The sequence below is a fragment of the Streptomyces sp. NPDC048734 genome (assembly GCF_043198675.1).
Lineage (GTDB): Bacteria > Actinomycetota > Actinomycetes > Streptomycetales > Streptomycetaceae > Streptomyces.
In genome coordinates, this window is the sequence record NZ_JBICUZ010000002.1 from 86,174 (window position 1) to 110,559 (window position 24,386).

At 72.5% G+C, this 24,386-nt stretch carries 20 protein-coding genes; 11 read left to right on the top strand and 9 right to left on the bottom strand.

Annotated elements, in window-relative coordinates; genetic code table 11:
* The first annotated feature begins 41 nt into the window (after positions 1–41).
* Together ACGFQC_RS05605 and ACGFQC_RS05610 are read left to right on the top strand one after the other, a co-directional pair.
* Positions 42–1,499 (top strand): penicillin-binding protein 2, encoded by a 1,458-nt coding sequence (locus ACGFQC_RS05605; RefSeq protein ID WP_363090978.1) that lies wholly within the window; start codon positions 42–44, stop codon positions 1,497–1,499.
* Positions 1,500–1,544: 45 nt separating this feature from the next.
* On the top strand, positions 1,545–2,063 hold the full coding sequence (locus ACGFQC_RS05610; RefSeq protein ID WP_363090979.1) for a DUF3291 domain-containing protein: 519 nt from the start codon (positions 1,545–1,547) through the stop codon (positions 2,061–2,063).
* 99 nt (positions 2,064–2,162) lie between these two features.
* On the opposite strand, the gene ACGFQC_RS05615 is transcribed toward ACGFQC_RS05610, so the two are convergent.
* Positions 2,163–3,065 (bottom strand): ADP-ribosylglycohydrolase family protein, encoded by a 903-nt coding sequence (locus tag ACGFQC_RS05615; protein WP_363090980.1) that lies wholly within the window; start codon positions 3,063–3,065, stop codon positions 2,163–2,165.
* A gap of 237 nt (positions 3,066–3,302) precedes the next feature.
* Here ACGFQC_RS05615 and ACGFQC_RS05620 point away from each other — a divergent pair, with 237 nt between their 5' ends.
* The 4 genes from ACGFQC_RS05620 (at position 3,303) to ACGFQC_RS05635 (ending at position 6,617) form a co-directional block, all read left to right on the top strand.
* A complete protein-coding gene (locus ACGFQC_RS05620) occupies positions 3,303–4,241 on the top strand; it encodes a diiron oxygenase (RefSeq protein WP_363090981.1) in 939 nt (312 codons plus the stop codon).
* A gap of 35 nt (positions 4,242–4,276) precedes the next feature.
* Positions 4,277–4,927: a helix-turn-helix domain-containing protein gene (locus ACGFQC_RS05625; RefSeq protein WP_363090982.1), complete on the top strand. Its 651-nt coding sequence runs from the start codon at positions 4,277–4,279 to the stop codon at positions 4,925–4,927.
* A gap of 14 nt (positions 4,928–4,941) precedes the next feature.
* Positions 4,942–5,232, top strand: a complete 291-nt coding sequence (locus ACGFQC_RS05630; RefSeq protein WP_363090983.1) for a hypothetical protein — start codon at positions 4,942–4,944, stop codon at positions 5,230–5,232.
* A 185-nt stretch (positions 5,233–5,417) separates the two neighbouring features.
* The gene (locus ACGFQC_RS05635; RefSeq protein ID WP_363090984.1) at positions 5,418–6,617 is read left to right on the top strand and encodes an NlpC/P60 family protein; all 1,200 of its coding nucleotides are present in this window, start codon (positions 5,418–5,420) and stop codon (positions 6,615–6,617) included.
* Here ACGFQC_RS05635 and ACGFQC_RS05640 read toward each other — a convergent pair.
* From ACGFQC_RS05640 to ACGFQC_RS05660, 5 genes are read right to left on the bottom strand one after another with little or no spacing between them, the layout of a single operon-like run.
* On the bottom strand, positions 6,590–7,843 hold the full coding sequence (locus ACGFQC_RS05640) for a styrene monooxygenase/indole monooxygenase family protein (RefSeq protein ID WP_363090985.1): 1,254 nt from the start codon (positions 7,841–7,843) through the stop codon (positions 6,590–6,592). The two genes, ACGFQC_RS05635 and ACGFQC_RS05640, sit on opposite strands and share 28 nt — an antisense overlap.
* 13 nt (positions 7,844–7,856) lie before the next feature.
* Positions 7,857–8,504 carry an ATP/GTP-binding protein gene (locus tag ACGFQC_RS05645; RefSeq protein ID WP_363090986.1) on the bottom strand — a complete coding sequence of 216 codons (648 nt, stop codon included), beginning with the start codon at positions 8,502–8,504 and terminating at the stop codon, positions 7,857–7,859.
* Entirely contained in the window at positions 8,485–8,946 is a 462-nt protein-coding gene (locus ACGFQC_RS05650) for a DUF742 domain-containing protein (RefSeq protein WP_363090987.1), read from the bottom strand. Before ACGFQC_RS05650 ends, ACGFQC_RS05645 begins: the two co-directional genes overlap by 20 nt.
* Entirely contained in the window at positions 8,943–9,446 is a 504-nt protein-coding gene (locus tag ACGFQC_RS05655; RefSeq protein WP_363090988.1) for a roadblock/LC7 domain-containing protein, read from the bottom strand. The genes ACGFQC_RS05650 and ACGFQC_RS05655 overlap by 4 nt, the downstream gene beginning before the upstream one ends.
* Positions 9,443–12,295: a nitrate- and nitrite sensing domain-containing protein gene (locus ACGFQC_RS05660; protein ID WP_363090989.1), complete on the bottom strand. Its 2,853-nt coding sequence runs from the start codon at positions 12,293–12,295 to the stop codon at positions 9,443–9,445. The genes ACGFQC_RS05655 and ACGFQC_RS05660 overlap by 4 nt, the downstream gene beginning before the upstream one ends.
* A gap of 368 nt (positions 12,296–12,663) precedes the next feature.
* On the opposite strand from ACGFQC_RS05660, the gene ACGFQC_RS05665 reads away from it, so the two are divergent.
* On the top strand, positions 12,664–13,449 hold the full coding sequence (locus ACGFQC_RS05665) for a protein phosphatase 2C domain-containing protein (RefSeq protein WP_363090990.1): 786 nt from the start codon (positions 12,664–12,666) through the stop codon (positions 13,447–13,449).
* A gap of 54 nt (positions 13,450–13,503) precedes the next feature.
* Here the strand turns inward: ACGFQC_RS05665 and ACGFQC_RS05670 are convergent, their stop codons facing one another.
* The 3 genes from ACGFQC_RS05670 to ACGFQC_RS05680 all read right to left on the bottom strand — a co-directional run bounded on the left by ACGFQC_RS05670 (position 13,504) and on the right by ACGFQC_RS05680 (position 17,504).
* Positions 13,504–14,019 carry a MarR family transcriptional regulator gene (locus tag ACGFQC_RS05670; RefSeq protein ID WP_363090991.1) on the bottom strand — a complete coding sequence of 172 codons (516 nt, stop codon included), beginning with the start codon at positions 14,017–14,019 and terminating at the stop codon, positions 13,504–13,506.
* A gap of 530 nt (positions 14,020–14,549) precedes the next feature.
* Positions 14,550–16,973, bottom strand: coding sequence for an endopeptidase La (gene lon / locus ACGFQC_RS05675; RefSeq protein ID WP_363090992.1), 2,424 nt, complete (start codon positions 16,971–16,973; stop codon positions 14,550–14,552).
* Between the two features lie 87 nt (positions 16,974–17,060).
* Complete coding sequence (locus ACGFQC_RS05680) at positions 17,061–17,504, bottom strand: hypothetical protein (protein WP_363090993.1); 444 nt, start codon at positions 17,502–17,504, stop codon at positions 17,061–17,063.
* A 67-nt stretch (positions 17,505–17,571) separates the two neighbouring features.
* On the opposite strand from ACGFQC_RS05680, the gene ACGFQC_RS05685 reads away from it, so the two are divergent.
* From ACGFQC_RS05685 to ACGFQC_RS05700, 4 genes are all read left to right on the top strand, one after another.
* The gene (locus ACGFQC_RS05685; protein ID WP_363090994.1) at positions 17,572–18,249 is read left to right on the top strand and encodes a spermidine synthase; all 678 of its coding nucleotides are present in this window, start codon (positions 17,572–17,574) and stop codon (positions 18,247–18,249) included.
* Between the two features lie 123 nt (positions 18,250–18,372).
* Entirely contained in the window at positions 18,373–19,113 is a 741-nt protein-coding gene (locus ACGFQC_RS05690) for a response regulator transcription factor (protein WP_363090995.1), read from the top strand.
* Positions 19,110–20,213 carry an ATP-binding protein gene (locus ACGFQC_RS05695; protein ID WP_363090996.1) on the top strand — a complete coding sequence of 368 codons (1,104 nt, stop codon included), beginning with the start codon at positions 19,110–19,112 and terminating at the stop codon, positions 20,211–20,213. Before ACGFQC_RS05690 ends, ACGFQC_RS05695 begins: the two co-directional genes overlap by 4 nt.
* A 311-nt stretch (positions 20,214–20,524) precedes the next feature.
* Positions 20,525–24,304, top strand: coding sequence for a multifunctional oxoglutarate decarboxylase/oxoglutarate dehydrogenase thiamine pyrophosphate-binding subunit/dihydrolipoyllysine-residue succinyltransferase subunit (locus ACGFQC_RS05700; RefSeq protein ID WP_363090997.1), 3,780 nt, complete (start codon positions 20,525–20,527; stop codon positions 24,302–24,304).
* The last annotated feature ends 82 nt before the right edge of the window (positions 24,305–24,386 follow it).

A 24,386-nucleotide genomic window follows, 5' to 3' on the forward strand; every position in this document is an offset into this window, starting at 1 on the left:
GCGTGCCGAGGCCGCCGCCCGCGATCCGAGGTGATCCCGTGATGTCCCGTCACATCCGCCACGCCGCGTTCTTCTGCGCCCTCCTCCTGGTGGCCCTGCTCGTCAACGCCGCCCGCGTCCAGGTCGTCCGGTCCGACGCCTACGACGGCAACCCGGCCAACCGGCGTGCCTCCATCGCCCGTTACGGCCAGCCCCGCGGGGACATCCTGGTGGAGGGCGTGCCGGTCACCGGCTCCCGGGACACCAGGGAGCAGCTGCGCTACGAACGGACGTATCTCAACGGCCCGTTGTACGCGCCGGTGACCGGGTTCGCCTCACAGGTGTACGGGACGACGTTCCTGGAGCACGCGCACGACGGCGTCCTCTCCGGTACGGACCCCCGGCTCGCGCCGTTGCCGCTGTGGAACGACGTCACCCGGTCCCTGCCGGCCGGCGGGAACGTGGTGACGACCCTGGATCCGCGGGCACAGCGGGCGGCGTACGAGGCGCTGGCCGGCCGCAAGGGCGCGGTGGCGGCGGTGGAGCCGACGACGGGACGGATCCTGGCGCTGGTGTCGGCACCGTCGTACGACCCCGCCGCGCTGTCCGGGAACGGGCCGCGGGTCGAGCGGGCGTGGGCGAGGCTGAACTCCGACCCGGACCGGCCGATGCTGAACCGGGCGGTGCGGCAGACGTACCCGCCGGGGTCGACGTTCAAGGTGGTCACCGCGGCGGCGGCGCTGGACGCGGGGGTGATCAGGGACCTGGACGCGCCGACCGACTCGCCGGCGCCGTACCGGCTGCCCGGCACGAGGACGCTGCTGGCGAACGAAGGCGAGGGCTGCGAGGACGCGCCGCTGCGGGAGGCGTTCATGTGGTCGTGCAACACGGTGTTCGCGAAACTCGGCGTGGATGTGGGGCTCGCCGACATGGTGGGCACGGCGGAGGCGTTCGGGTTCAATGCGGCCGACGTACGGATCCCGTTCGCCGTCGCGCGGAGCACCTTCGACACCTCGCTGGACCGGGCCCAGCTGGCCCTGTCCTCGATCGGGCAGTACAACACGCGGGCCACGCCGCTCCAGATGGCGATGGTCTCGGCGGCCGTCGCCGACGGGGGGCAGCTGCGGACGCCGTACCTGGTGGAGCGGACGACACGCGGCGGCGGGGCGACCGTGGCCTCGGCCGGTCCGCGTCCGGCGCGGCAGGTGCTGCGGCCGTCGACCGCGCGGCGGCTGCGGGAGCTGATGGCGGACGTGGTGCGCGAGGGGACCGGGAAGAACGCCGCGATCGCGGGCGCGACCGTGGGCGGCAAGACCGGCACCGCGCAGCACGGCATCGGCAACGCCGGGACGCCGTACGCCTGGTTCGTCTCCTGGGCGCAGGGCGACCGGGACATGGAGCCGAAGGTGGCGGTCGCGGTGGTGGTGGAGGACTCGGCGGCGCGACGGCGGGACATCACCGGGGGCGGGCTCGCGGCGCCGATCGCGCGGTCGGTCATGGAGGCGGTGCTCACCCCGTGAGACGGGGTCTTCCCGCACCGGAAAGGTGCGTCCTACCGTGCGCTCATGACTGACGCAGCCACCGCATCACCGGCCCCCCAACTCGCCCAGGTCAACCTCGCCCGCCTCAAGTTCCCTCTGGACTCACCCGAGTTGAAGGACTTCGTGGACGCCCTCGACCCCGTCAACGCCGACGCGGAAGCCGCGGACGGCTTCGTGTGGCGGCTCCAGTCGGAGCAGGGCGACGCCACCGACGTCGCGGTCTTCGGCGACGACTGGCTGATCGTCAACCTGACGGTGTGGCGGGACCGGGACGCCCTGACCGCGTACATGTACCAGGGCCGCCACCGCGAGATGCTCGCCCGGCGGCGGGAGTGGTTCGAGCGGGTCCAGGAGGCGATGACGGCCCTGTGGTGGGTGCCGGCGGGCCACCGCCCGACCGTCGCGGAGGCTGAGACCCGGCTGCTCCACCTGCGCGCGCACGGCCCGACTCCGTACGCCTTCACCCTGCGGACGTCGTTCCCGGCGCGGGGCGCGGAGCCGGTCGCCTTCGAGGCGCCCGAGGACCTGGGGTGCTCGGTCTGAGCCCCGGCCCACGGCCCCGGCCGGGGCGGGCCGGGCGGCGTCGGATGCCGACGACCGCGCTCGAGCCCGGTCCTGGTCCCGGTCCCGGTCCCGTCGCCGTCACCGCCCGTCCGCTCCCGCGGGCAGGGCCTCCCGCCGCCGGAGCCATTGCTCCGGTACGGCGTCGACGCCGGTGCGGGCGGCCACGATGCCGCCGGTGATCGCGCAGGTCGTGTCCACGTCACCGAAGCCCTCGGCGGTGGCCCACAGGGCGCCGACGAGGTCGTCGGGGTGCCGGGCGGCGGTCCAGACGGCGAAGGGGACGGTGTCGTCGGCGCGGATGCGCTGACCGTTGCCGAGGAGGTCGGAGGCCTTCCACGGCTCGGTGGCGAAGGGGAGGCCGGCCGCGCGCGTGAGCCCGTCGCGGGTGGCGCTGTCCGGAGTGAGCGCCGCCACCTCGGCGATGCTCAGCCGGCCGCGGGCCGACAGGGCCGCCGCCACCGCCACGGCGACCGCGCCCGCGAGACCCTCGGGGTGGGCGTGGGTGACCTCGGCCGAGCGGCCGGCCTGCTCGACGACCTGCCCGAGGTCGGCGTGGAACCAGGCGCCCAGGGGCGCCACCCGCATCGCCGCGCCGTTGCCGAGGCTGCCCTCGCCGCCGAACAGGTCGCGGGCGAACTCGGGCCAGCGGTCCGGTTCCCGGAGCACGCGGGGCAACAGGTCGTGCATGCCGTGGCCGTAGCCGCGGGCCGGATCTGCGGCGTAGCCGAGGGCGAGGGCGAGGGCCAGCTCACGCTGCCGCACCTCGCCGTACCGGTCGAGCACCCGGAGCAGGCCGAGCGCCATCGCGGTGTCGTCGGTCCAGTGCCAGTGGGACTCCTCGGGCATCCGGCGGGCGCGGACCTCGGCGTAGGCCTGCCGCCGGTCCCTGAACAGCGGGAACCAGCGCTCGCCGAAGGCGTCGCCGAGGGCGAGGCCCTCCAGACTGCGACGCGCGGCGGCTCTGTGCGGTGCGGTGCCCACTCGGTCTCCCCCCTGCGGCTCACGGCCCGGCAAGTGTCCCACGCGCGTACGGGGTGGCCGCGGAGCCGGCGAGTTCCGCCCGGGGGATTGACGAGCTTGCTGACAGGCAGTCTCATAAGAGCACTGGGCAAGTGAACCGCCGGTAACCCCCGCACGACCGCGTACCCGACCCCGCTGGACCCGGCCCACTTGCCGTGCGACCCCGTACCCGCCCCCGTACGACGAGGTGGATCAGCCATGACGACCCTGACGGAAGCCGACGCGCTGGACGGCCTGCGCGACGCGCTCGGACTGCTCAAGGACCGGGAGCAGGTGGCCGAGCGGCTGCTCGCCTCTTCCGCCAAGCACTCCTTCGACCCGGACCGGGAACTGGACTGGGACGCGCCCTTCGAGGAGGGCAAGTGGTTCTGGCCGCCGGAGCTGGTGTCGCTGTACGGCACCCCGCTGTGGAAGAAGATGGGTGAGGAGCAGCGGATCCTGCTGTCCCAGCACGAGTCCGCCGCACTGGCCTCGCTCGGCATCTGGTTCGAGATCATCCTGATGCAGCTGCTGTGCCGGCACATCTACGACAAGGCGGCGACGAGCGCGCACGTGCGGTACGCGCTCACCGAGATCGAGGACGAGTGCCGGCACTCGAAGATGTTCGCCCGGCTGATCGCGCAGGGCGGCACCCCCTGGTACCCGGTGAGCCGCGCCCACCAGCACCTCGGCCGCCTGTTCAAGACCGTCTCCACCACGCCCGGCTCCTTCACGGCCACCCTGCTCGGCGAGGAGATCCTCGACTGGATGCAGCGGCTGACCTTCCCCGACGAGCGGGTCCAGACCCTGATCCGCGGGGTCACCCGCATCCACGTGGTGGAGGAGGCCCGGCACGTGCGGTACGCCCGTGAGGAGCTGCGGCGGCAGATGGTGACCGCGCCGAGGTGGTCGCAGGAGTTCACGCGGGTGACCTCCGGCGAGTTCGCCCGGGTGTTCTCGGTGGCCTTCGTGAACCCCGACGTCTACACCAACGTCGGCCTGGACAAGCGGGAGGCGCTCGCCCAGGTCAAGGCCAGCGGCCACCGCCGCGAGGTCATGCAGACCGGCGCGAAGCGCCTGACGGACTTCCTCGACGACATCGGCGTGCTGCGCGGGGTGGGACGGCGGCTGTGGAAGTCCTCGGGACTGCTGGCGTAGGCGCGCCGCGGGGGCGGGCGATTACGCTGCACGTCATGAGCCCCGCCGCCCCCGCCTACCGTCGCCTCAGCGTCGAGGAGCGCCGCAGCCAGCTGCTGGAGGCCGCCCTGTCGCTGTTCGCGCACCGCGTCCCCGAGGACGTCTCGCTGGACGACGTGGCCGAGGCCGCCGGGGTTTCCCGGCCCCTGGTGTACCGGTACTTCCCCGGCGGCAAGCAGCAGTTGTACGAGGCCGCGCTGCGGACCGCCGCCGACGAGCTGCGGCACTGCTTCGACGAGCCCCACGAGGGCCCGCCGCTCCCCCGGCTCGCCCGCGCCCTGGACCGCTACCTCACCTTCGTCGGCCGGCACGACGCCGGCTTCAGCGCCCTCCTCCAGGGCGGCAGCGTCGTCGAGACCTCCCGTACGACCGCCATCGTGGACGGCGTGCGGCGGGCCGCGGCCGAGCGCGTCTACAGCCACCTGGGCGTGGCCGACCCCGGGCCCCGGCTGCGGATGACCGTCCGGATGTGGATCACGGCGGTCGAGGCGGCCTCGCTGATCTGGCTCGACGAGGACAAGCAGCCGCCCGCCGACGAGCTGCGGGACTGGCTGGTCGACCAGTTCGTCGCCGTCCTCGCGGTGACCGCGGAGCGGGACGCCCAGACCGCCGAGCTGCTCCGTGGTGCGCTCGCGGCGGACACCTGATCGACACTGGTCCCGTGAAGAGCGAAGACACCCCCTTCGAGGGCGGCCCCATGGACGGCCGTGTCCTCCCCGTACTGCTGGGTCCGACCGGCCACCCGCCGAAGACGTACCGCATCCCGGTGCCGGACGGCGCCGGCGGCCCGCCCACCGTCCTCGTCTACCGGCGCGTGCCGCGCGGCTCCGGCGGGAAGCTCGGCCTGCGACGGGGCTGGAAGTACGCCTACGACCCGGAGGGCGGGAAGAAGGACACCCGGCTGAAGTGGCCGTGGTCGAAGCCGGACGCCGGGCCCGGCGCCACGTCGTGAGGGGCCGAAGCCCGACGCCACACCGTGAGGGCCGAAGCCCGGCGCCACGCCGTGCGGCGACCGGGACGACGCCGACGGGTGACCCCGTTGCGCCGAACCGCTCACACCCGGCGCGCGGGATCCGCACGCGCACCTGATGCTCGCCGTGCGGGGCGGAGGGGCCGCCCCGCGGCGGAGGTGATGACGTGTCAGGAAGGCTTCTGAGTCTGCTGGGTGTCGTGTGTACGACGGCGCTGGCCGCGCAGGCGCTGCTGATCCCCGGGGTCGCCGCGGCCGTACCGGAACCGCCGACGGGCGGCGAACGTTCGGTGGCCGAGCTGCTGACGGACCTTCAGAAGCTGTACCGGGAGGCCGAACGGGCCACCGAGACCTACAACGCCACCGAGGAGAAGCTCAAGGAACGCCGGGCCGAGGCCGATCGGCTCACCGCGGCGCTGGCCAGGACCCGTCTGTCCCTCCAGGAGAGCCGGGGCGCGGCCGGCCGGCTGGCCAGTCGGCAGTACCAGACCAGCACCGACCTCTCCCCCTACGTACGGCTGCTGCTCGCCCGCGACCCGCAGCGCGCCCTCGACCAGGGCCATGTGATCGGCCGGTTGGCGCGCGAGCGCGCGGAGACGGTGGGGCGGCTGGAGGGCAGCGAACGCAAGGCCGACGGCCTCGCCCGCCGGGCCCGCGCCGCCCTCGACGAACAACTCACCCTCACCGAGCGCCGGAAGAAGGAACGCGACGCGGTACGCCGCCGGCTGGACGACGTGGAGGAGCTCCTCTCCTCCCTCACCGCCGACCAGCTCGCGGCCCTCGCCCGCCTCGAACGCGACGGCGTCGCCGAGGCCCAGGAGGAGATCATGGCCTCCGGCGCGCTGAGCGACGACCGCAACCCGTCGGAGGAGGGCGACCGCGCGGTGCGCTACGCCGTGCGCCAGCTCGGCAAACCGTACGAGTGGGGCGCGGAGGGCCCGGCGTCCTACGACTGCTCGGGCCTGACCTCCGAGGCCTGGCGGGCCGCAGGCTCCCCCATCCCCCGCACCAGCCAGGAGCAGTGGGCCGAACTCGAACACATCCCCCTGGCCGAACTGCGCCCCGGCGACCTGGTCGTCTACTTCCCCGAGGCCACGCACGTCGCGATCTACCTGGGCGGGGGGAGGGTGATCCAGGCTCCGCGACCGGGGGCCGCGGTGAAGGTGTCCCCGATCGCGGCCAACCCGGTCCTCGGAGCCGTACGTCCGGACCCTCTGGAGCCGTCCGGCCCCCGGTACGAGCCGCCCGTCCTCCCGGAGACCGCGACGGACGGCCCGGACGAGGGCAACGACGCCACGACCGGCCTGCCCGCACCGGGCGGTGAGGACTCTTCCGGGGCTCAGGCCCCGGCGAGCGACTCCAGGTAGGCGGCCGTCTTCTCCGGCTCGTAGAAGAAGTTCTCGAAGTCCGCGGGGTTGTTGAAGCCGTTGGCGAAGCGGTCGGCGACCGGCTGGAGCGCGCCGGCCGCGCCGATGAGGCCCAGGACGTGCTCCGGCGGCGGGGCGAGCATCGCGTTCGTCCACTTGGTGACGTGCCGGGCGGTGTCCCAGTAGCGGTCGAACGTCGCCTGCATCCACGCCTCGTCGAACTCCTTCTCGCCCTGCTCGAGGATCGAGGCGAGGTAGGAGGCCGCGCACTTGGACGCGGAGTTGGAACCCTGGCCGGTGATCGGGTCGTTGGCGACGACGACGTCGGCGACGCCCAGCACCAGGCCCCCGCCGGGGAGGCGGCCGATCGGGTTGCGGACGGTGGGGGCGTAGCGGCCGGCGAGGGTGCCGCCGGCGTCGGTCAGCTCGACCTCGGTGGCCCGCGCGTACTCCCAGGGGAGGAACTTCTCCATGAGTTCCAGGGTCAGGGCGAGGTGCTCCGAGGGGTCCTTGACCCCCTTGAAGACGTCCAGCGGGCCGCCGGGTACGCCCTCCCAGAACAGGATGTCGGCGCGGCCCGAGGTGGTGAAGGTCGGCATGATGAACATCTCGCCGACGCCGGGCACCAGGTTGCAGCGGACCGCCTCCATGTCCGGGTGCTCCGGACGCGGGGCCATACCGTGCACGTAGGCCACCGCCAGCGCGCGCTGCGGCTCGCCGTACGGGGAGCGGGACGCGTCGCGGCCGAACATGTGCACCAGCTCGCCCTTGCCCGCGGAGACGAGGACGAGGTCGTAGGCGCGGGAGAAGTAGTCGAGGTCGGAGACCGCCGCGCCGTGGATCACCAGCTGGCCGCCGCGCTGCGCGAACGTCTCCATCCAGCCGGCCATCTTCACGCGCTGGTCGACGGACTGCGCGTACCCGTCGAGCCTGCCCACCCAGTCGATGGCGCGCTGGGTCGGGCCGGGGTCGTGCGAGCCGGGCGCCGCCACCGAGACGCCGAGTCCCTCGATCCTCGGGGCCTGCTGCTCCCAGAAGTTCAGCTGGAGGTCGCGCTCGTGCTGGAGGGCCGTGTGGAACATGCACTGCGTCGACATCACCCGGCCGGCGCGGATCTCGTCCGCGGTCCGGTTGGACATCAGGGTGACCTCGTACCCGTGCGACTGGAGGCCGAGGGCGAGCTGGAGACCGGACTGGCCGGCTCCGACGACGAGTATCTTCCGCATGCGGGGCTGTCTCCTACTCGGGGGTTTCGTCGAGCGCGTGGCCCACCAGGGCCAGGAGGGTCTCGATCACGGAGATCCGGCGGCGCGCGTCCATGATCATGACAGGTATGTGCTTCGGGACGGTCAGCGCCTCCCGTACGTCCTCCGGCTCGAACAGCTCGCTGTCGTCGAAGTGGTTCACGGCCACGACGTACGGCAGTCCGCAGCTCTCGAAGTAGTCGAGCGCGGGGAAGCAGTCCTTCAGCCGGCGGGTGTCGGCGAGGACGACGGCGCCGATCGCGCCGCGCACCAGGTCGTCCCACATGAACCAGAACCGCTGCTGGCCCGGCGTGCCGAACAGGTAGAGCACCAGGTCGTCGTCGAGCGTGATGCGGCCGTAGTCCATGGCCACCGTGGTGGTGACCTTGTCCGGGGTGCCGGTGAGGTCGTCGGTCTCCTCGCTGGCCTCGGTCATCAGCGCCTCGGTCGTGAGGGGCGTGATCTCGGAGACGGTGCCGACGAGGGTGGTCTTGCCGGCGCCGAAGCCGCCGGCCACCACGATCTTCGTGGCGACGGGGGCCCGCGTGCGGTCCGTCTGCCAGGACTTCAGTTCCTCGTCCGGTTCGTCGAGGAGCGGGGACACCCCGAAGGGGGTGTCGGCGTCAGAGACGACGGAGTCCACTCAGCACCCTTTCCAGCAGAGCGCGGTCGGGACGGCCCGTACCGTGACCGGTCCCGGTGCCGTACACACGGATCTTTCCCTGGTCCGCGAGGTCGCTGAGGAGCACCCGGACCACGCCGAGCGGCATCTTCAGCAGCGCGGCGATCTCGGCCACCGTGCGCATCCGGCGGCACAGTTCGACGATGGCCCGCAGCTCCGGCATGACCCGGGTGGTGAGGGAGCCTCCCCCATAGCTCAACGCATGGGCGGTACCCCCGGTCAGTTCCTTGCGCTCCTCGGGCGCCTCGAGCTCGGCCGTGGTCGCCACGAACGTCTCGACGAGGAGGACGTGACCGAAGCGGGTACGGCCGCCGGTCAGCGAGTAGGGGCGGACGCGGGCCGGCCTGCGGTCGCCGCCCCGGACGGGGAGCTGCGGCCTGCGGTTCTGCGGCGCCTTGCTCATCGGCCGCTCCCCGTCGTCTCCGACTCCAGGGATCTGCGCAGTTCGCTGCGGAGTTCGGGGGTCAGGACGTGGCCGGCGCGGCCCACGAACAGGGCCATGTGGTAGGCCACCACGTTCATGTCGCAGTCGGCGGAGCCGTGCACGCCGAGCAGCGAGCCGTCGCTGATCGACATCACGAAGAGGCTGCCCTCGTCCATGGCGATCATCGTGTGCTTGACCCCGCCGAACCCGATGAGCTTGGCGGCGCCGATGGTGAGGCTGCCGATGCCGGAGACGATGGTGGCCAGGTCGGCGGCGGAACCGCGCGGGCCGGTGGGTCTGGCTCCCAGGGACTCGCGTGCCGCGTCGTGGCGGCCCGGGTCCGAGGAGAGCAGGAGCAGACCGTCGGAGGAGACGACGGCGACGGACTGGATGCCTGGCACCTCCTCCACGAGGTTCGTCAGCAGCCAGTGCAGGTTGCGGGCTTCACTGCTCAGTCCGAAGGTACTGGACGCGGTCAACTGCTTGCCTCCTCGACTGTGCCCCCCGTGTCTTCTGCGGCGTGTGCGTGTGCTTCCTGGGACGACGGGACCTTGTTCCGGGCCGTCTGTTCGGCGATCTCCGCCTCCACGTCGCGGTATCCGGCCTCCGCCCCCCGACGGAAGCCACCGAGGCGGCGGCGGAGAGCGTCGGCGTCCACGGACCCGCTGCGCTGGCGGGGGGCCTGGGTGGGTGAGGACAGTTTGGGGGTGCGCTTCGGGAGACCCTTGTCGGTGACGACGTCTTCCGAGGCGTCGGGGGTCCGGGTGTGCTCCGCCTCGTCGGCGCCTTCGACGGCCTCGGGGACAGGTGCGGGGGCGGATTCCGGTGCGGGGGCGGCCTCGGGTGCGGGGACGGCCTCCGGCTCGGGAGCGGCCTCGGGGGCGGGAGCGGCCTCGGATGCGGGAGCGGCCTCGGGGGTGGAATCGGCTTCCGGTCCGGGAGCGGCGGGTTCGGCGGCCGCTGTGTCCGTCTCCTGTCCGGCTTCCGCGTGCGCGTCCGCCGTCCCCTCCGCATCCGTGTCCGCGTCCGTGCCCGCGTCCGCCGGGATGAGGAGTTCCATCGTCGTCTCGGCCGGGGTCTCCGGCTCCGCCGCCCTTACGGCCTGCTCGGCGGCCTCGACCAGCGGGTCGCCGCCGGACTTCGGGCGGCCGGGCAGGACGTTGGAGTTGGCCTCCGCGTCCGCGCCGGGCAGGGCGAAGGCCTGCGTCGCGGAACCCGGGGCCGACGCGGGGACCGCGGCGGCCGGCGAGGCGGCGAGCAGGGGTGTCGGGAGGACGACGACGGCCGCGATCCCGCCCTTCTTCTGCTCGCGCAGCTGCACGCGCACCCCGTGCCGGCGGGCGAGCCGCGCCACGACGTACAGGCCGAGGCCGAGTCCCTCCTCGCCCTCCTGCTCGTACGGCGAGTCCGGGGCGAACTCGGCGAGGCGGGCGTTGAGGCGGGCCAGGCGCTCCTCGGTCATGCCTATGCCCTCGTCCTGGACGGAGAGCATGACCTCGCCGTTCTCCAGGAGCCAGCCGGAGACCTCGACGGGCAGGTCCGGCGGGGAGAACGAGGTGGCGTTCTCCATGAGTTCGGCCAGCAGGTGGCTCAGGTCGTCCGCGGCGAAGCCGGCCACGTGCGCGTGCGGCGGCAGCGCGGAGATGCGGACGCGCTCGTAGCGCTCGATCTCGCTGACGGCGGCGCGGACGACGTCGACCAGCGGGATGGGGCCGGCGTGCTGCTGGACGTGTTCCGTGCCGGCGAGGACCAGGAGGTTCTCGCTGTGCCGGCGCATGACGGTGGCGAAGTGGTCCAGCTTGAAGAGGGTGGCCAGCCGGTCGGGGTCCTGCTCGCGCTCCTCCAGGCCCTCGATGACCGCGAGCTGCCGTTCGACGAGGCCCAGCGTGCGCAGCGAGAGGTTGACGAAGGTGCCGCCGATGCTGCCGCGCAGTCGTTCCAGCTGGGCGGCGGAGTCGGCGAGTTCGGCGCGCAGCTCCTCGCGGGCGTCGGCCATCCGCTGGCGCTGTCCGACGAGGTGCTTGCGGTCGGACTCCAGGGTGGTGACGCGCTCGTGGAGGGCGACGGCGTGCTCGTGCAGGGCGTTGACGGAGCGGACGACCTGGGCGAACTCGTCGTTGCGGCCGGTGAACCGGAGGGGCTCCTCGGCGGCCGGGTTCTCGGCGCCGGCCAGCCGGGCGGACCCGATGCGCAGGACGGCGAGCGGACGGGTGAGGCTGCGTGCCATGGCGGTGGCGATGCCGACGGCCAGCAGGATCAGCGCGCCGAGCAGCGCGATACGGATCTCCAGCGCGGTGACGTCGTCGTCGCGCAGCTGGGCGAGGTCCTTGGTGCGGCGGTCGTAGAGGGCGGACTCGGTGCCGCGCATCAGCTCGACGCGTGCGGCGAGCGCCGCGTCGAGCTTCTTGGTGCTGGTCCCGAGGTCGTCGTCGTTCAGTTCCGGCTGGTCGGTGAGGGACGCGAGGTACTTCTCCGCGTTCTCGACGTCCGTGCCGGTGACCGTGGAGTCGTAGGACTCGACGGCCTGTTCGGGCGCGTTCTCCCGGAAGGCGGCCACGGACGCGTCGGAGCGCAGACGGGCCTGCTGGGCGGCGGCCGTCAGGGCGTCGCGCCGCTCCGTGTCGGCGTCGGAGGAGACCTTCTCGGTGGAGGTCCCGCCGGTGACGGGGTCGTAGACGCTCTCGGTGGACGTGGGCACGTTCAGTGCGGCGAGCAGCAGTCCGCGGGTCGCGGCGGCCTGCTGGACGGCGGTGTCGAGTTCGGCGAGGGCGTACGCGCCGGAGCCCGCGCGGGACGGCATCCGCTCGGCGAGCAGCTCGGCCAGGCCGTGCAGCGCGGTGATCGCCTCGGAGTAGGCCTGGTGGGCCTGGAGCGCGGTGCTCCGGCCGGTGAGGGCCTCCTGGCGCACGGTCGCGATGCCGTCGAGGTCCTTGCGGAGCGCGGCGGGCGTGTCGGTGTCGGCGGTCAGCTCGCGCACCTGCCGGTCCACGCGGGCGCTGCCCTCCGCGGAGGGGGCCTTGGACTTGGTCCGGCCGGCCGCGACGTAGACGGTGACCTCGTCGCGCTCGTCGGCGAGCGCCTGGGCGAGCGCGAGCGCGTCCTGGGTCTGCTCGGCCAGGGTGACCAGGTCCTGGGAGTCCTTCAACCGCCCGGAGGCGTCGAGGACGGCGGGCGCGCCCGCTCCGGCGATGGCGGCGGCGACGACTGCCACCGCGACGATCAACCGGTTGCGTACGTGGGTGGGGCGGCCCTTGCCGACGGGGGTGCGCTCCGCGCCCCCCTCGGAGGCCGTGTTGCCGCCTGGGCGCCGAGGCCGCGTCTTCTGCACCGGTGCTCGCATTCCTGACTCGTGTACCCATGGGCCGGATGACACACCGTCAAGTGGCGTGTCCTGTCCGGTACGGTTCCCGACCCTCCCAGTGCCGGTGGGCAGGGGTCGCGCATCGCATGCCCCGCCACCCGAAGGAGTGAACATCGGAGGGGAGTTGGCGGGCAAGTTCCCCTGGCGTGTGCGACGGCGGTGCCCGGCGGGCCGGTTGGACGTGAGCGGCAGCCTTTGGCAATATTCGCCGCCACGCCTTACCGGAGTGCTTCATTACCGCCCAAAACAGGCTTCTGACCTGCGCGGGTACGTCGGCTCGGCAAACATTGCCGGCCTTTCACGGAGGGCGTGAAGGGGTCGTGCAGACTGGCCGGATGCGTACGGAACTTGTGTCGGAGCCCGGTGATCGCGGCCGGCCCAACGAGGACTTCGCGAGTGTCGGGCTTCCCGCCTGCGGACAGGGCGGTGTGCTGGTCGTCCTGGACGGGGTGACGCCGCCCACGGGCAGCTCGGGCTGTCTGCATTCGGTCCCCTGGTTCACCGCACGGCTGGGCGGCGCCCTGACCGAACTGACCCTTTCCCTCCCGGATGTCCCCCTGACGGAGGCGCTGGGCCGCGCCCTCGCGCGTACCGCCGAGGCGCACGCCGGAACCTGTGACCTTTCTCACCCGCGCACCCCGCAGGCAACCGTGGCCGTGGCGCGCTGGTCGCCGGAACGGGTCGACTACCTGGTGCTGTCCGACGCGGTCCTGCTGCTGGCCTCTCCCGACGGCACGGTCACGGCGGTCCGCGACGACCGCCTCGACCTGGTGCCGCGGGCCCTGCTGGCCAGCGCGGAGATCTGCGACGCGCGCGCCCGCAACCGGGAGGGCGGCTTCTTCACGGCCGCCGCGGATCCGTCGGTGGCCGTCCGTGCGGTGACCGGTTCCGTCCCGCGCGGGGGCGTGGCGGCCCTGGCCGCCCTGAGCGACGGGGTCACCCGCTGGGTGGAGACGTTCCGGGAGGGGGACTGGACGGACCTGTTCACCCACGTCGCCGGGCAGGGCGCGCAGGCGGTGGTGGAGCGGGTACGCGAACTGGAACGGGCGGACACGGAACGGGTGTTCCTGGGCCGGGCCAAGACGCATGACGACGCCACGGCCGTCTACGTGGAGCTCTGATCCCCCCATGCACAGGCCCCCGCACAGGCTCTCGCGCGAGTCCGCGCTGCGGGTCTACCTGGCCATTCCCTGGTTCAACTCGTGCAGCAGGCGGGCGAGTTCGGCGACGGCGCCGCGGTCCCAGTGGGCGAGCTGGCTGACGTACCGTGCGCGGCGGGCCTCGCGGACGCGGCCGACCCGGGTGCGGCCCTCCTCGGTCAGGGCGACCAGCCAGGCCCGTCCGTCGGCCGGGTCGGGCTCGCGGGTGACCAGTCCCAGCTGTTCGAGGGCGCGCAGCTGACGGGACATGGTGGCCTTGCCGACGCCGATGTAGGCGGCCAGCTCGGTCGCACGCTGCCGGCCCAGCTCCTCCAGCCGGACGAGGAGGCCGTAGGCGGCCGGCTCCAGGTCGGGGTGGACCTCGCGGGCCATCTCGCCCTGGTTGGCGCGGGCGCGGCGCAGCAGCACCGTCAGCTCCCGCTCGAGGGAGAGGAACTCCCGGTCCACGCCGCCCGGCGGCTCCTCGGGTGCACCGCCCGGCGGCGTCCCGGGTGCGTTCCCGCGTCCGTCGCCGTTTCCGTCCTCGTGCACGTCAGCACTCCTGATCAGGTTCCCCGCGCTGGAATTTCCCGCCCGTTTCCGCCATCGCCGCAGCTCTCCCAGTATTTCGCAGGCTCGGACCTTCGGCGTGCTCCGACCCCCCTTCCGCACTCCGGCTCTCCGTTCGCGGCTTCTTCCGGCGGCCGGCACCGGCCGCCGCGCTCCCCCACCGGTCCGCGACCCTCGCCGGTCGGCCACCCCTCGCCGGTCGGCCACCCCCGCCGGTCGGCCGCCCCCCGCCGGTCCGCGGCCCTCGCCGGTCGGCCACCCCCGCCGGTCGGCCGCCCCCCGCCGGTCCGCGACCCTCGCCGGTCGGCCACCCCCGCTGATCAGCCACCTCTGCCGGTTCGGCCGGGCGCCGGACCGGCTGGTCGTCCCGCCGCCGGCCGGGCACGCGCACGGCCGGCGGCTGCCGGGGCTGCCGGGCCCGCGGCACGGTGAAGGCCCGGGCCTCCCTCACGAAACCCGGGCCTTCCCTCATCCGGTCCCCGAGCGGGCCGGACCCGCGGCCGGAACCGGCATCACGCGGCGACCGGAACCTCCGGCGCGGCCCCGTTCGTCGCCGGGGCCAGCGCCAGCTCCAGGACCTGGCGGACGTCGGTGACGGCGTGGACGTCGAGCTTGTCCAGCACCTCCGCGGGGACGTCGTCCAGGTCGGGCTCGTTGCGCTTGGGGATGACGACGGTCGTCACACCCGCCCGGTGCGCGGCGAGCAGCTTCTGCTTCACCCCGCCGACGGGCAGGACGCGGCCGGTGAGGGAGACCTCGCCGGTCATCGCCACGTCGGTGCGCACGAGCCGTCCGCTCAGCAGCGACGCCAGGGCCGTCGTCATCGTGACGCCCGCGCTCGGGCCGTCCTTGGGCACCGCGCCCGCCGGGAAGTGGATGTGCACGCCCCGGTCCTTCAGGTCGGCGACCGGCAGTTCCAGTTCGGCGCCGTGCGAGCGCAGGAAGCTCAGCGCGATCTGCGCCGACTCCTTCATCACGTCGCCGAGCTGACCGGTCAGGGTCAGACCCGCGGCGCCCGTCTCCGGGTCGGCCAGGGACGCCTCGACGAAGAGGACGTCGCCGCCGGCACCGGTGACCGCGAGCCCGGTGGCGACACCCGGCACCGCGGTGCGCCGCTCGGCCGGGTCCTGGGCGGACTCGGGCACGTGGTGCGGCCGGCCGATCAGCTCGCGCAGGTCCTCCTCGCGGACGGTGAGCGGCAGCTCCCGCTCGCCCAGTTCGTGCTGGGCCGCGACCTTGCGCAGCAGCCGGGCGACGGACCGCTCCAGGGTGCGCACGCCGGCCTCGCGCGTGTACTCGCCGGCCAGCTTGCGCAGCGCGCCCTCCTCCAGGGTCACCTCGTCCGCGGCGAGCCCGGCCCGCTCCAGCTGGCGCGGGAGCAGGTGGTCACGGGCGATGACGACCTTCTCGTCCTCCGTGTAGCCGTCGAGGCGGACCAGCTCCATGCGGTCGAGGAGCGCCTCCGGGATGGCCTCCAGGACGTTGGCGGTGGCCAGGAAGACGACGTCGCTCAGGTCCAGCTCCACCTCCAGGTAGTGGTCCCGGAAGGTGTGGTTCTGCGCCGGGTCCAGCACCTCCAGCAGGGCCGCCGCCGGGTCGCCGCGGAAGTCCGATCCCACCTTGTCGATCTCGTCGAGCAGGACCACCGGGTTCATGGACCCGGCCTCCTTGATCGCGCGCACGATCCGGCCGGGCAGCGCGCCGACGTACGTACGGCGGTGACCGCGGATCTCGGCCTCGTCGCGCACGCCGCCGAGGGCGACGCGGACGAACTTGCGGCCCATGGCGTGGGCCACGGACTCGCCGAGGCTGGTCTTGCCGACGCCGGGCGGGCCGACGAGCGCGAGCACGGCGCCGCCGCGCCGGCCGCCGACGACCCCGAGGCCCCGGTCGCTGCGGCGCTTGCGCACCGCGAGGTACTCGGTGATCCGTTCCTTGACGTCCTCGAGGCCGGCGTGCTCGGCGTCCAGGATCGCCTTGGCGCCCCGGATGTCGTAGACGTCCTCGGTCCGCTCGTGCCACGGCAGTTCCAGGACGGTGTCCAGCCAGGTGCGGATCCAGGAGCCCTCGGGGGACTGGTCGCTGGACCGCTCCAGCTTGTCGACCTCCTTGAGGGCGGCCTCACGCACCTTCTCGGGCAGGTCGGCGGCCTCCACGCGGGCGCGGTAGTCGTCGGACTCCTCGCCCTCCTGCTCGCCGTTCAGCTCGCGGAGTTCCTTGCGGACGGCTTCCAGTTGGCGGCGCAGCAGGAACTCCCGCTGCTGCTTGTCGACGCCTTCCTGGACGTCCTTGGCGATGGTCTCGGCGACGTCCTGCTCGGCGAGGTGGTCGCGCAGCTGGCGGGTGGCGAGCCTGAGCCGGGCGACCGGGTCGGCGGTCTCCAGCAGCTCCACCTTCTGCCCGGTGGTCAGGAACGGCGAGTAGCCGGAGTTGTCGGCGAGGGCGGAGACGTCGTCGATGGCCTGGACCCGGTCGACGACCTGCCAGGCGCCGCGCTTGCGCAGCCAGGCGGTGGCGAGCGCCTTGTACTCCTTGACCAGCTCGGCGACGTGGCCGGGCAGCGGATCGGGCGCGCTCTCGTCGATCCCCGTCCCCTCGACCCACAGCGCCGCGCCGGGGCCGGTGGTGCCGGCGCCGATCCTCACCCGGCCGCGGCCGCGGATCAGGGCGCCCGGGTCACCGTCGGCCAGCCGGCCGACCTGCTCGACCGTGCCCAGCACGCCGGTGCTCGCGTACGACCCGTCGATGCGCGGCACCAGGAGGACCCTGGGCTTGCCGGGCTCGGACCGGGCGGCGGCCTGCGCGGCCTCGACCGCGGCGCGTACGTCGTTGTCGTTGAGGTCGAGCGGAACCACCATCCCGGGCAGCACGACCTCGTCGTCGAGCGGCAGCACGGGCAGGGTGAGCGGTGTGAACGCTGCGGACTCAGCAGCCATGATCTCCCCTTAGGCAGTCAAGTTGAGTTATGCCGACTCAATGCACGTGAGTCTCCGAATGTTCCCCACCCCGGCCGCCGTTCGCTGTCAGCGATCACGCCCGTCACCGCCGACCAGTCGCGCCACGCGCGCGGCACGGGCGCCGGGCACCGCCGCTCCCTGCCGCTCCCTGCCGCTCCCTGCCGCTCCCTGCCGCTCACGCGGAACGCTCCCCCGGGGCCGCCCCCAGGGCCAGGTCGCGACACCGATCACCGGCGCGCCCAGGTGGCCCCAGTCGCCCAGCGGGTCCGCGGGGGCGAGCAGGCCCTTCAGGAGCATCCCGCCGGACACCGCGAGCAGCAGTGGGCGCGGCCAGGGAACCGGCAGGCCGGCCAACGCGCCGACGCCCGCCGTGACGCCGAAGCCGAAGCCGAAGCCGTGGTCGAGGCGGTGCAGCGAACCGTCCGGAAGGCGACCCGGAAGGGTCGACTCACGGCGACCTCGCGGACACCGGCGGTACCGGCGGACGTCAACCTCGCCCGACCCGGTCACCTCCGTTCGAACGCCCGCCGCCCGATATTCCTCAACCAACCGTCAGGGCCGGTGCCAAGATGGTCCGATGCCCATCTCCTACGACTCCCCCGAGGTTCTGGACCGTCGTGAGGGCCCCTACGGCGAGGTCGTCCTGCGCCGCCACGGGGAGCTGCTCCAGATCATCGCCAACGGCTGCTTCCTGATGGACACCTCCGACGGGCGCTCGGAACGCCTCCTGATGGACGCCGCGCTCACCGCGCTGGACGGCCGCCCCGCACCGGACGTGCTGATCGGCGGCCTGGGCGTCGGGTTCTCGCTCGCACACGCCGCCGCCGACCCCCGGTGGGGCCGGATCACGGTAGTCGAGCGCGAACGCGCCGTCATCGACTGGCACCTCGACGGCCCGCTCGGCGCCGTCTCCCGCGCCGCCCTCACCGACCCGCGCACCACCGTCGTGGAAGCCGATCTCCTCGACCACGTCAATGAGACATCCGACACGTTCGACGCCCTGTGCCTAGACATCGACAACGGGCCCGACTGGACCGTCACGGAAGGCAACGACGGCCTGTACTCACCGGCCGGACTCGCAAGCTGCGCAAGGCTGTTGAGGCCCGGCGGGGTGCTCGCGGTATGGTCCGCCCGGCCGTCTCCCAAATTCGAGGGAACCTTGGGGAATGCCGGGTTCCAACAGGTGCGTACCGAAGAGATCCCGGTTGCCCGAGGCGTGCCGGACGTCGTGCACCTCGCCGTCCGACCTGGATAGCAAAGCCGTGGTGACTCCCCGTACGCTGCTGCCCTGACGCAGGTGATGAAGGCGTCAACCGCAGTCATGCGCAGAAAAGGAATCACCCCACTGGTTCCGGAAAGCACACTTCAGGGGCGGGCGATGGAGCAGACACACACCGCACACAACGGCACGACGACGGCGACACCCGGTGCGCAGCGCCGGGTGCTGGTGGTCGAGGACGACCCCACGATCGTCGACGCCATCGCGGCCCGCCTGCGCGCCGAGGGATTCCTCGTGCAAACGGCGGGTGACGGCCCGGCGGCCGTCGACACCGCGGAGGCCTGGCAGCCCGATCTGCTGATCCTCGACATCATGCTGCCCGGCTTCGACGGTCTGGAGGTCTGCCGTCGCGTGCAGGCCGCCCGCCCGGTGCCGGTACTGATGCTCACCGCGCGCGACGACGAGACCGACATGCTGGTCGGGCTCGGCGTCGGCGCCGACGACTACATGACCAAGCCGTTCTCCATGCGGGAGCTGGCCGCGCGCGTGCACGTCCTGCTGCGCCGCGTGGAGCGCGCCACGGTCGCGGCCTCGACGCCGCGCAGCGGGATACTGCGGCTCGGCGAGCTGGAGATCGACCACGCGCAGCGCCGGGTCCGGGTGCGTTCGGAGGACGTGCACCTCACGCCCACCGAGTTCGACCTGCTGGTGTGCCTGGCCAACACCCCGCGCGCGGTGCTCTCCCGTGAGCAGCTGCTGGCGGAGGTGTGGGACTGGGCGGACGCCTCGGGCACCCGCACCGTCGACAGCCACATCAAGGCGCTGCGGCGGAAGATCGGGGCCGAGCGGATCCGCACGGTGCACGGCGTGGGCTACGCGCTGGAGACCCCGACGCCATGAGCCGCGGGCCGGACGGACCGAGAAGCCCCGGGGAGCCCTGGGGCGGTGTGCGCCCGTTCTCGATCAAGACCAAGCTGGGGGCGCTGGTCGTCATCGCGGTGCTGATCACCACCGGGCTGATGATGATCGCCATGCGCACCGAGACCGAGCTGCGCTTCATCATGGTCTTCTCGATGATCGCCACCCTGCTGATCACACAGTTCGTGGCGCACTCGCTCACCCTGCCGCTGGACGAGATGAACACGGTGGCCCGGTCCATCTCGCACGGCGACTACACCCGCCGGGTGAGCGAGAAGCGCCGTGACGAGCTGGGCGACCTGGGCCGGACGATCAACGTCATGGCGGACGAGCTGGAGGCGCAGGACCGTCAGCGCAAGGAGCTGGTGGCCAACGTCTCGCACGAGCTGCGCACCCCCATCGCGGGTCTGCGCGCCGTCCTGGAGAACGTGGTCGACGGGATCGCCGAGGCCGACCCCGAGACCATGCGCACGGCGCTGAAGCAGACCGAGCGGCTCGGGCGGCTGGTGGAGACCCTGCTGGACCTGTCCCGCCTGGACAACGGCGTTGTACCGCTGCGCAAGCGGCGCTTCGAGGTGTGGCCGTACCTGTCGGGGGTGCTGAAGGAGGCCAACATGGTCGCCTCGGCGCGCGCCACGATGGGCTCGGGCGGCAGCCACACGCGCACGGACGTCCATCTGCACCTGGACGTGACCCCTCCGGAGCTGACCGCGCACGCGGACCCGGAGCGCATCCACCAGGTCGTCGCCAACCTCATAGACAACGCGGTCAAGCACAGCCCGGCGCACGGACGGGTGACGGTCAGGGCGCGGCGCGGGCGGCTGCCGGGGTCGCTGGAGCTGGAGGTCCTGGACGAGGGCCCCGGCATCCCGCGTTCGGAGTGGCACCGCGTGTTCGAGCGGTTCAACCGGGGCGCCGTCCGCCGTCCGCACGGTCCGGGCAGCGACGGCGGCACCGGACTGGGACTGGCGATCGCCCGCTGGGCGGTCGATCTGCACGGCGGCCGGATCGGAGTGGCCGAATCCGAGCGGGGTTGCCGGATTCTTATCACTCTTCCGGGAGACTCCTCCGTCCCAAATTGACGTAAAGTCTGCGGCGGAGCCACAAGATCCACAGGCGTTCGCGTGGTCGGACCCGTGTGATCAGGGAACCCGCCGGCCCAGGTGGCCCAGGTCCGCACGCCGAGCGTGCGAGACCCGCATCGACCTGCGTCGACGCATTCGTTTTCGCACGCAACCGCGTTTGTTTCCCGCCATTTCCACCCCCGAAACAGCCCTTGCGATGTGACTTACGCGACGATGCGGCGGCCCGGCCTGACCTTCACCCACTGGGAGGCGTAGCCTTTATTCCCGCTGTCCACCACCTTGTGAAGCGGAAGAGGGCGGTTGCCGCCGTGTCGCCACAGTCCCCCAGTAACGCATCGAGCATCTCCACCGACGCAGACCATGCGGGCAAGAATCCCGCTGCCGCGTTCGGAGCGAACGAGTGGCTCGTCGACGAGATCTATCAGCAGTACCTCCAGGACCCGAACTCGGTAGACCGTGCCTGGTGGGACTTCTTCGCCGACTACAAGCCGGGCGCGGCCGCGCCGTCGGCTCCGGCGGGTACTGCGGCCGCGGGGGCCGCAGCAACCTCCACCACGTCCGCGGCGCCCGCCGCACCGGCAGCTCCGGCCCAGGCCGCTCCGGCAGCTCCGGCCCAGGCCGCGCCCGCCGCCCCGAAGCCCGCCGCGGCTCCGGCGCCCGCGAAGGCCGCGGCCCCGGCCGCGAAGCCGGCCGCCAAGGCCGCGCCCGCCGCCGCCCCCGACGGCCCCGAGTTCGTGACGCTGCGCGGCCCGTCCGCCGCGGTCGCCAAGAACATGAACGCCTCGCTGGAACTGCCCACGGCCACGTCCGTGCGCGCGGTCCCGGTGAAGCTGCTGTTCGACAACCGCATCGTCATCAACAACCACCTCAAGCGCGCCCGGGGCGGGAAGATCTCCTTCACGCACCTGATCGGCTTCGCGATGGTGCAGGCCATCAAGGCCATGCCGTCGATGAACTGGCACTACGCGGAGAAGGACGGGAAGCCCACCCTCGTCAAGCCGCCGCACGTCAACTTCGGTCTCGCCATCGACCTGGTGAAGCCCAACGGCGACCGCCAGCTCGTCGTCGCCGGCATCAAGAAGGCCGAGACGCTGAACTTCTTCGAGTTCTGGCAGGCCTACGAGGACATCGTCCGCCGCGCCCGCGACGGCAAGCTGACGATGGACGACTTCACCGGCGTCACGGTCTCCCTGACCAACCCCGGCGGCCTCGGCACCGTCCACTCCGTCCCGCGCCTGATGCCCGGCCAGTCGGTCATCATGGGCGTCGGCTCCATGGACTACCCGGCGGAGTTCCAGGGCACCAGCCAGGACACCCTGAACAAGCTCGGCATCTCGAAGGTCATGACGCTCACGTCGACCTACGACCACCGGGTCATCCAGGGCGCCGCGTCCGGCGAGTTCCTGCGGATCGTCGCGAACCTCCTCCTCGGCGAGCAGGGCTTCTACGACGACATCTTCGAGGCGCTGCGCATCCCCTACGAGCCGGTCCGCTGGCTCAAGGACATCGACGCCAGCCACGACGACGACGTCACCAAGGCCGCCCGCGTCTTCGAGCTGATCCACTCCTACCGGGTCCGCGGCCACGTCATGGCCGACACCGACCCGCTGGAGTACCGCCAGCGCAAGCACCCCGACCTCGACATCACCGAGCACGGGCTCACCCTGTGGGACCTGGAGCGCGAGTTCGCCGTCGGCGGCTTCGCGGGCAAGTCCCTCATGAAGCTGCGCGACATCCTCGGCGTGCTGCGCGACTCGTACTGCCGCACCACCGGCGTCGAGTTCATGCACATCCAGGACCCCAAGCAGCGCAGGTGGATCCAGGACCGCATCGAGCGCTCGCACACCAAGCCGGAGCGCGAGGAGCAGCTGCGCATCCTGCGCCGCCTGAACGCGGCGGAGGCCTTCGAGACCTTCCTGCAGACGAAGTACGTCGGCCAGAAGCGCTTCTCCCTGGAGGGCGGCGAGTCCGTCATCCCGCTGCTCGACGCGGTGCTCGACTCGGCCGCCGAGTCGCGCCTCGACGAGGTCGTCATCGGCATGGCCCACCGCGGCCGGCTGAACGTACTGGCGAACATCGTCGGCAAGTCGTACGCCCAGATCTTCCGCGAGTTCGAGGGCAACCTCGACCCGAAGTCGATGCACGGCTCCGGCGACGTGAAGTACCACCTGGGCGCCGAGGGCACCTTCACGGGCCTGGACGGCGAGCAGATCAAGGTCTCGCTGGTCGCCAACCCCTCGCACCTGGAGGCGGTGGACCCGGTCCTGGAGGGCGTCGCGCGCGCCAAGCAGGACATCGTCAACAAGGGCGGCACGGACTTCACCGTCCTGCCGGTGGCCCTGCACGGTGACGCGGCCTTCGCCGGCCAGGGCGTGGTGGCCGAGACCCTGAACATGTCGCAGCTGCGCGGCTACCGCACCGGCGGCACGGTCCACATCGTCATCAACAACCAGGTCGGCTTCACCGCGGCCCCCGAGTCCTCGCGCTCCTCCATGTACGCGACGGACGTGGCCCGCATGATCGAGGCCCCGATCTTCCACGTGAACGGCGACGACCCGGAGGCCGTGGTCCGCGTCGCGCGGCTCGCCTTCGAGTTCCGCCAGGCCTTCAACAAGGACGTGGTGATCGACCTCATCTGCTACCGCCGCCGCGGTCACAACGAGTCGGACAACCCGGCCTTCACCCAGCCGCTGATGTACGACCTGATCGACAAGAAGCGCTCGGTGCGCAAGCTGTACACCGAGTCCCTCATCGGTCGCGGCGACATCACCCTGGAAGAGGCCGAGCAGGCGCTGCAGGACTACCAGGGCCAGCTGGAGAAGGTCTTCACGGAGGTCCGCGAGGCCACCGCGCAGCCCGTCCCCGGCAGCTCCCCCGACCCGCAGGACGGCTTCCCGGTCGCGGTGAACACCGCGATCTCGGCGGAGGTCGTCAAGCGCATCGCCGAGTCCCAGGTCAACATCCCCGACCACATCACCGCGCACCCGCGTCTGCTGCCGCAGCTCCAGCGCCGGGCCACGATGGTCGAGGACGGCACGATCGACTGGGGCATGGGCGAGACGCTGGCCGTCGGCTCCCTCCTCCTGGAGGGCGTCCCGGTCCGCCTGGCCGGCCAGGACTCCCAGCGCGGCACGTTCGGCCAGCGGCACGCCGTGATCATCGACCGGGAGACCGGCGAGGAGTTCACGCCGCTGATGTACCTCTCGGACGAGCAGGCGCGCCTGAACGTCTACAACTCCCTGCTGTCCGAGTACGCGGCGATGGGCTTCGAGTACGGCTACTCGCTGGCCCGCCCCGACGCGCTCGTGCTGTGGGAGGCGCAGTTCGGCGACTTCGTCAACGGCGCCCAGACGGTCGTGGACGAGTTCATCTCGTCGGCGGAGCAGAAGTGGGGCCAGACGTCCGGCGTCACCCTGCTCCTGCCGCACGGCTACGAGGGCCAGGGCCCGGACCACTCGTCCGCCCGCCCGGAGCGCTTCCTCCAGATGTGCGCCCAGAACAACATGACGGTCGCCATGCCGACCCTGCCGTCGAACTACTTCCACCTCCTGCGGTGGCAGGTGCACAACCCGCACCACAAGCCGCTGGTCGTCTTCACCCCGAAGTCGATGCTGCGCCTCAAGGCCGCCGCGTCGAAGGCGGAGGAGTTCACGACGGGCCAGTTCCGCCCGGTCATCGGCGACGCCTCGGTGGACCCGGCCGCCGTCAGGAAGGTCGTCTTCTGCGCCGGCAAGGTCTACTACGACCTGGAGGCCGAGCGTCAGAAGCGCGGCATCACGGACACCGCGATCATCCGCATCGAGCGCCTGTACCCGCTGCCGGGTGCCGAGCTCCAGGCGGAGATCGCCAAGTACCCGAACGCCGAGAAGTACCTGTGGGCCCAGGAGGAGCCGGCCAACCAGGGCGCCTGGCCGTTCATCGCCCTGAACCTGATCGACCACCTGGACCTGGCCGTCGGCGCGGACGTGCCGCACGGCGAGCGCCTGCGCCGCATCTCGCGGCCGCACGGCTCGTCCCCGGCGGTCGGCTCGGCCAAGCGCCACCAGGCCGAGCAGGAACAGCTGGTGCGTGAGGTGTTCGAGGCGTAGGCGTCCTCGACCACCGGACAGCGGCGGGGCCGCACCTCTTCACGGGGTGCGGCCCCGCCGTTTCGTGGGGTGCGGCCGGCTG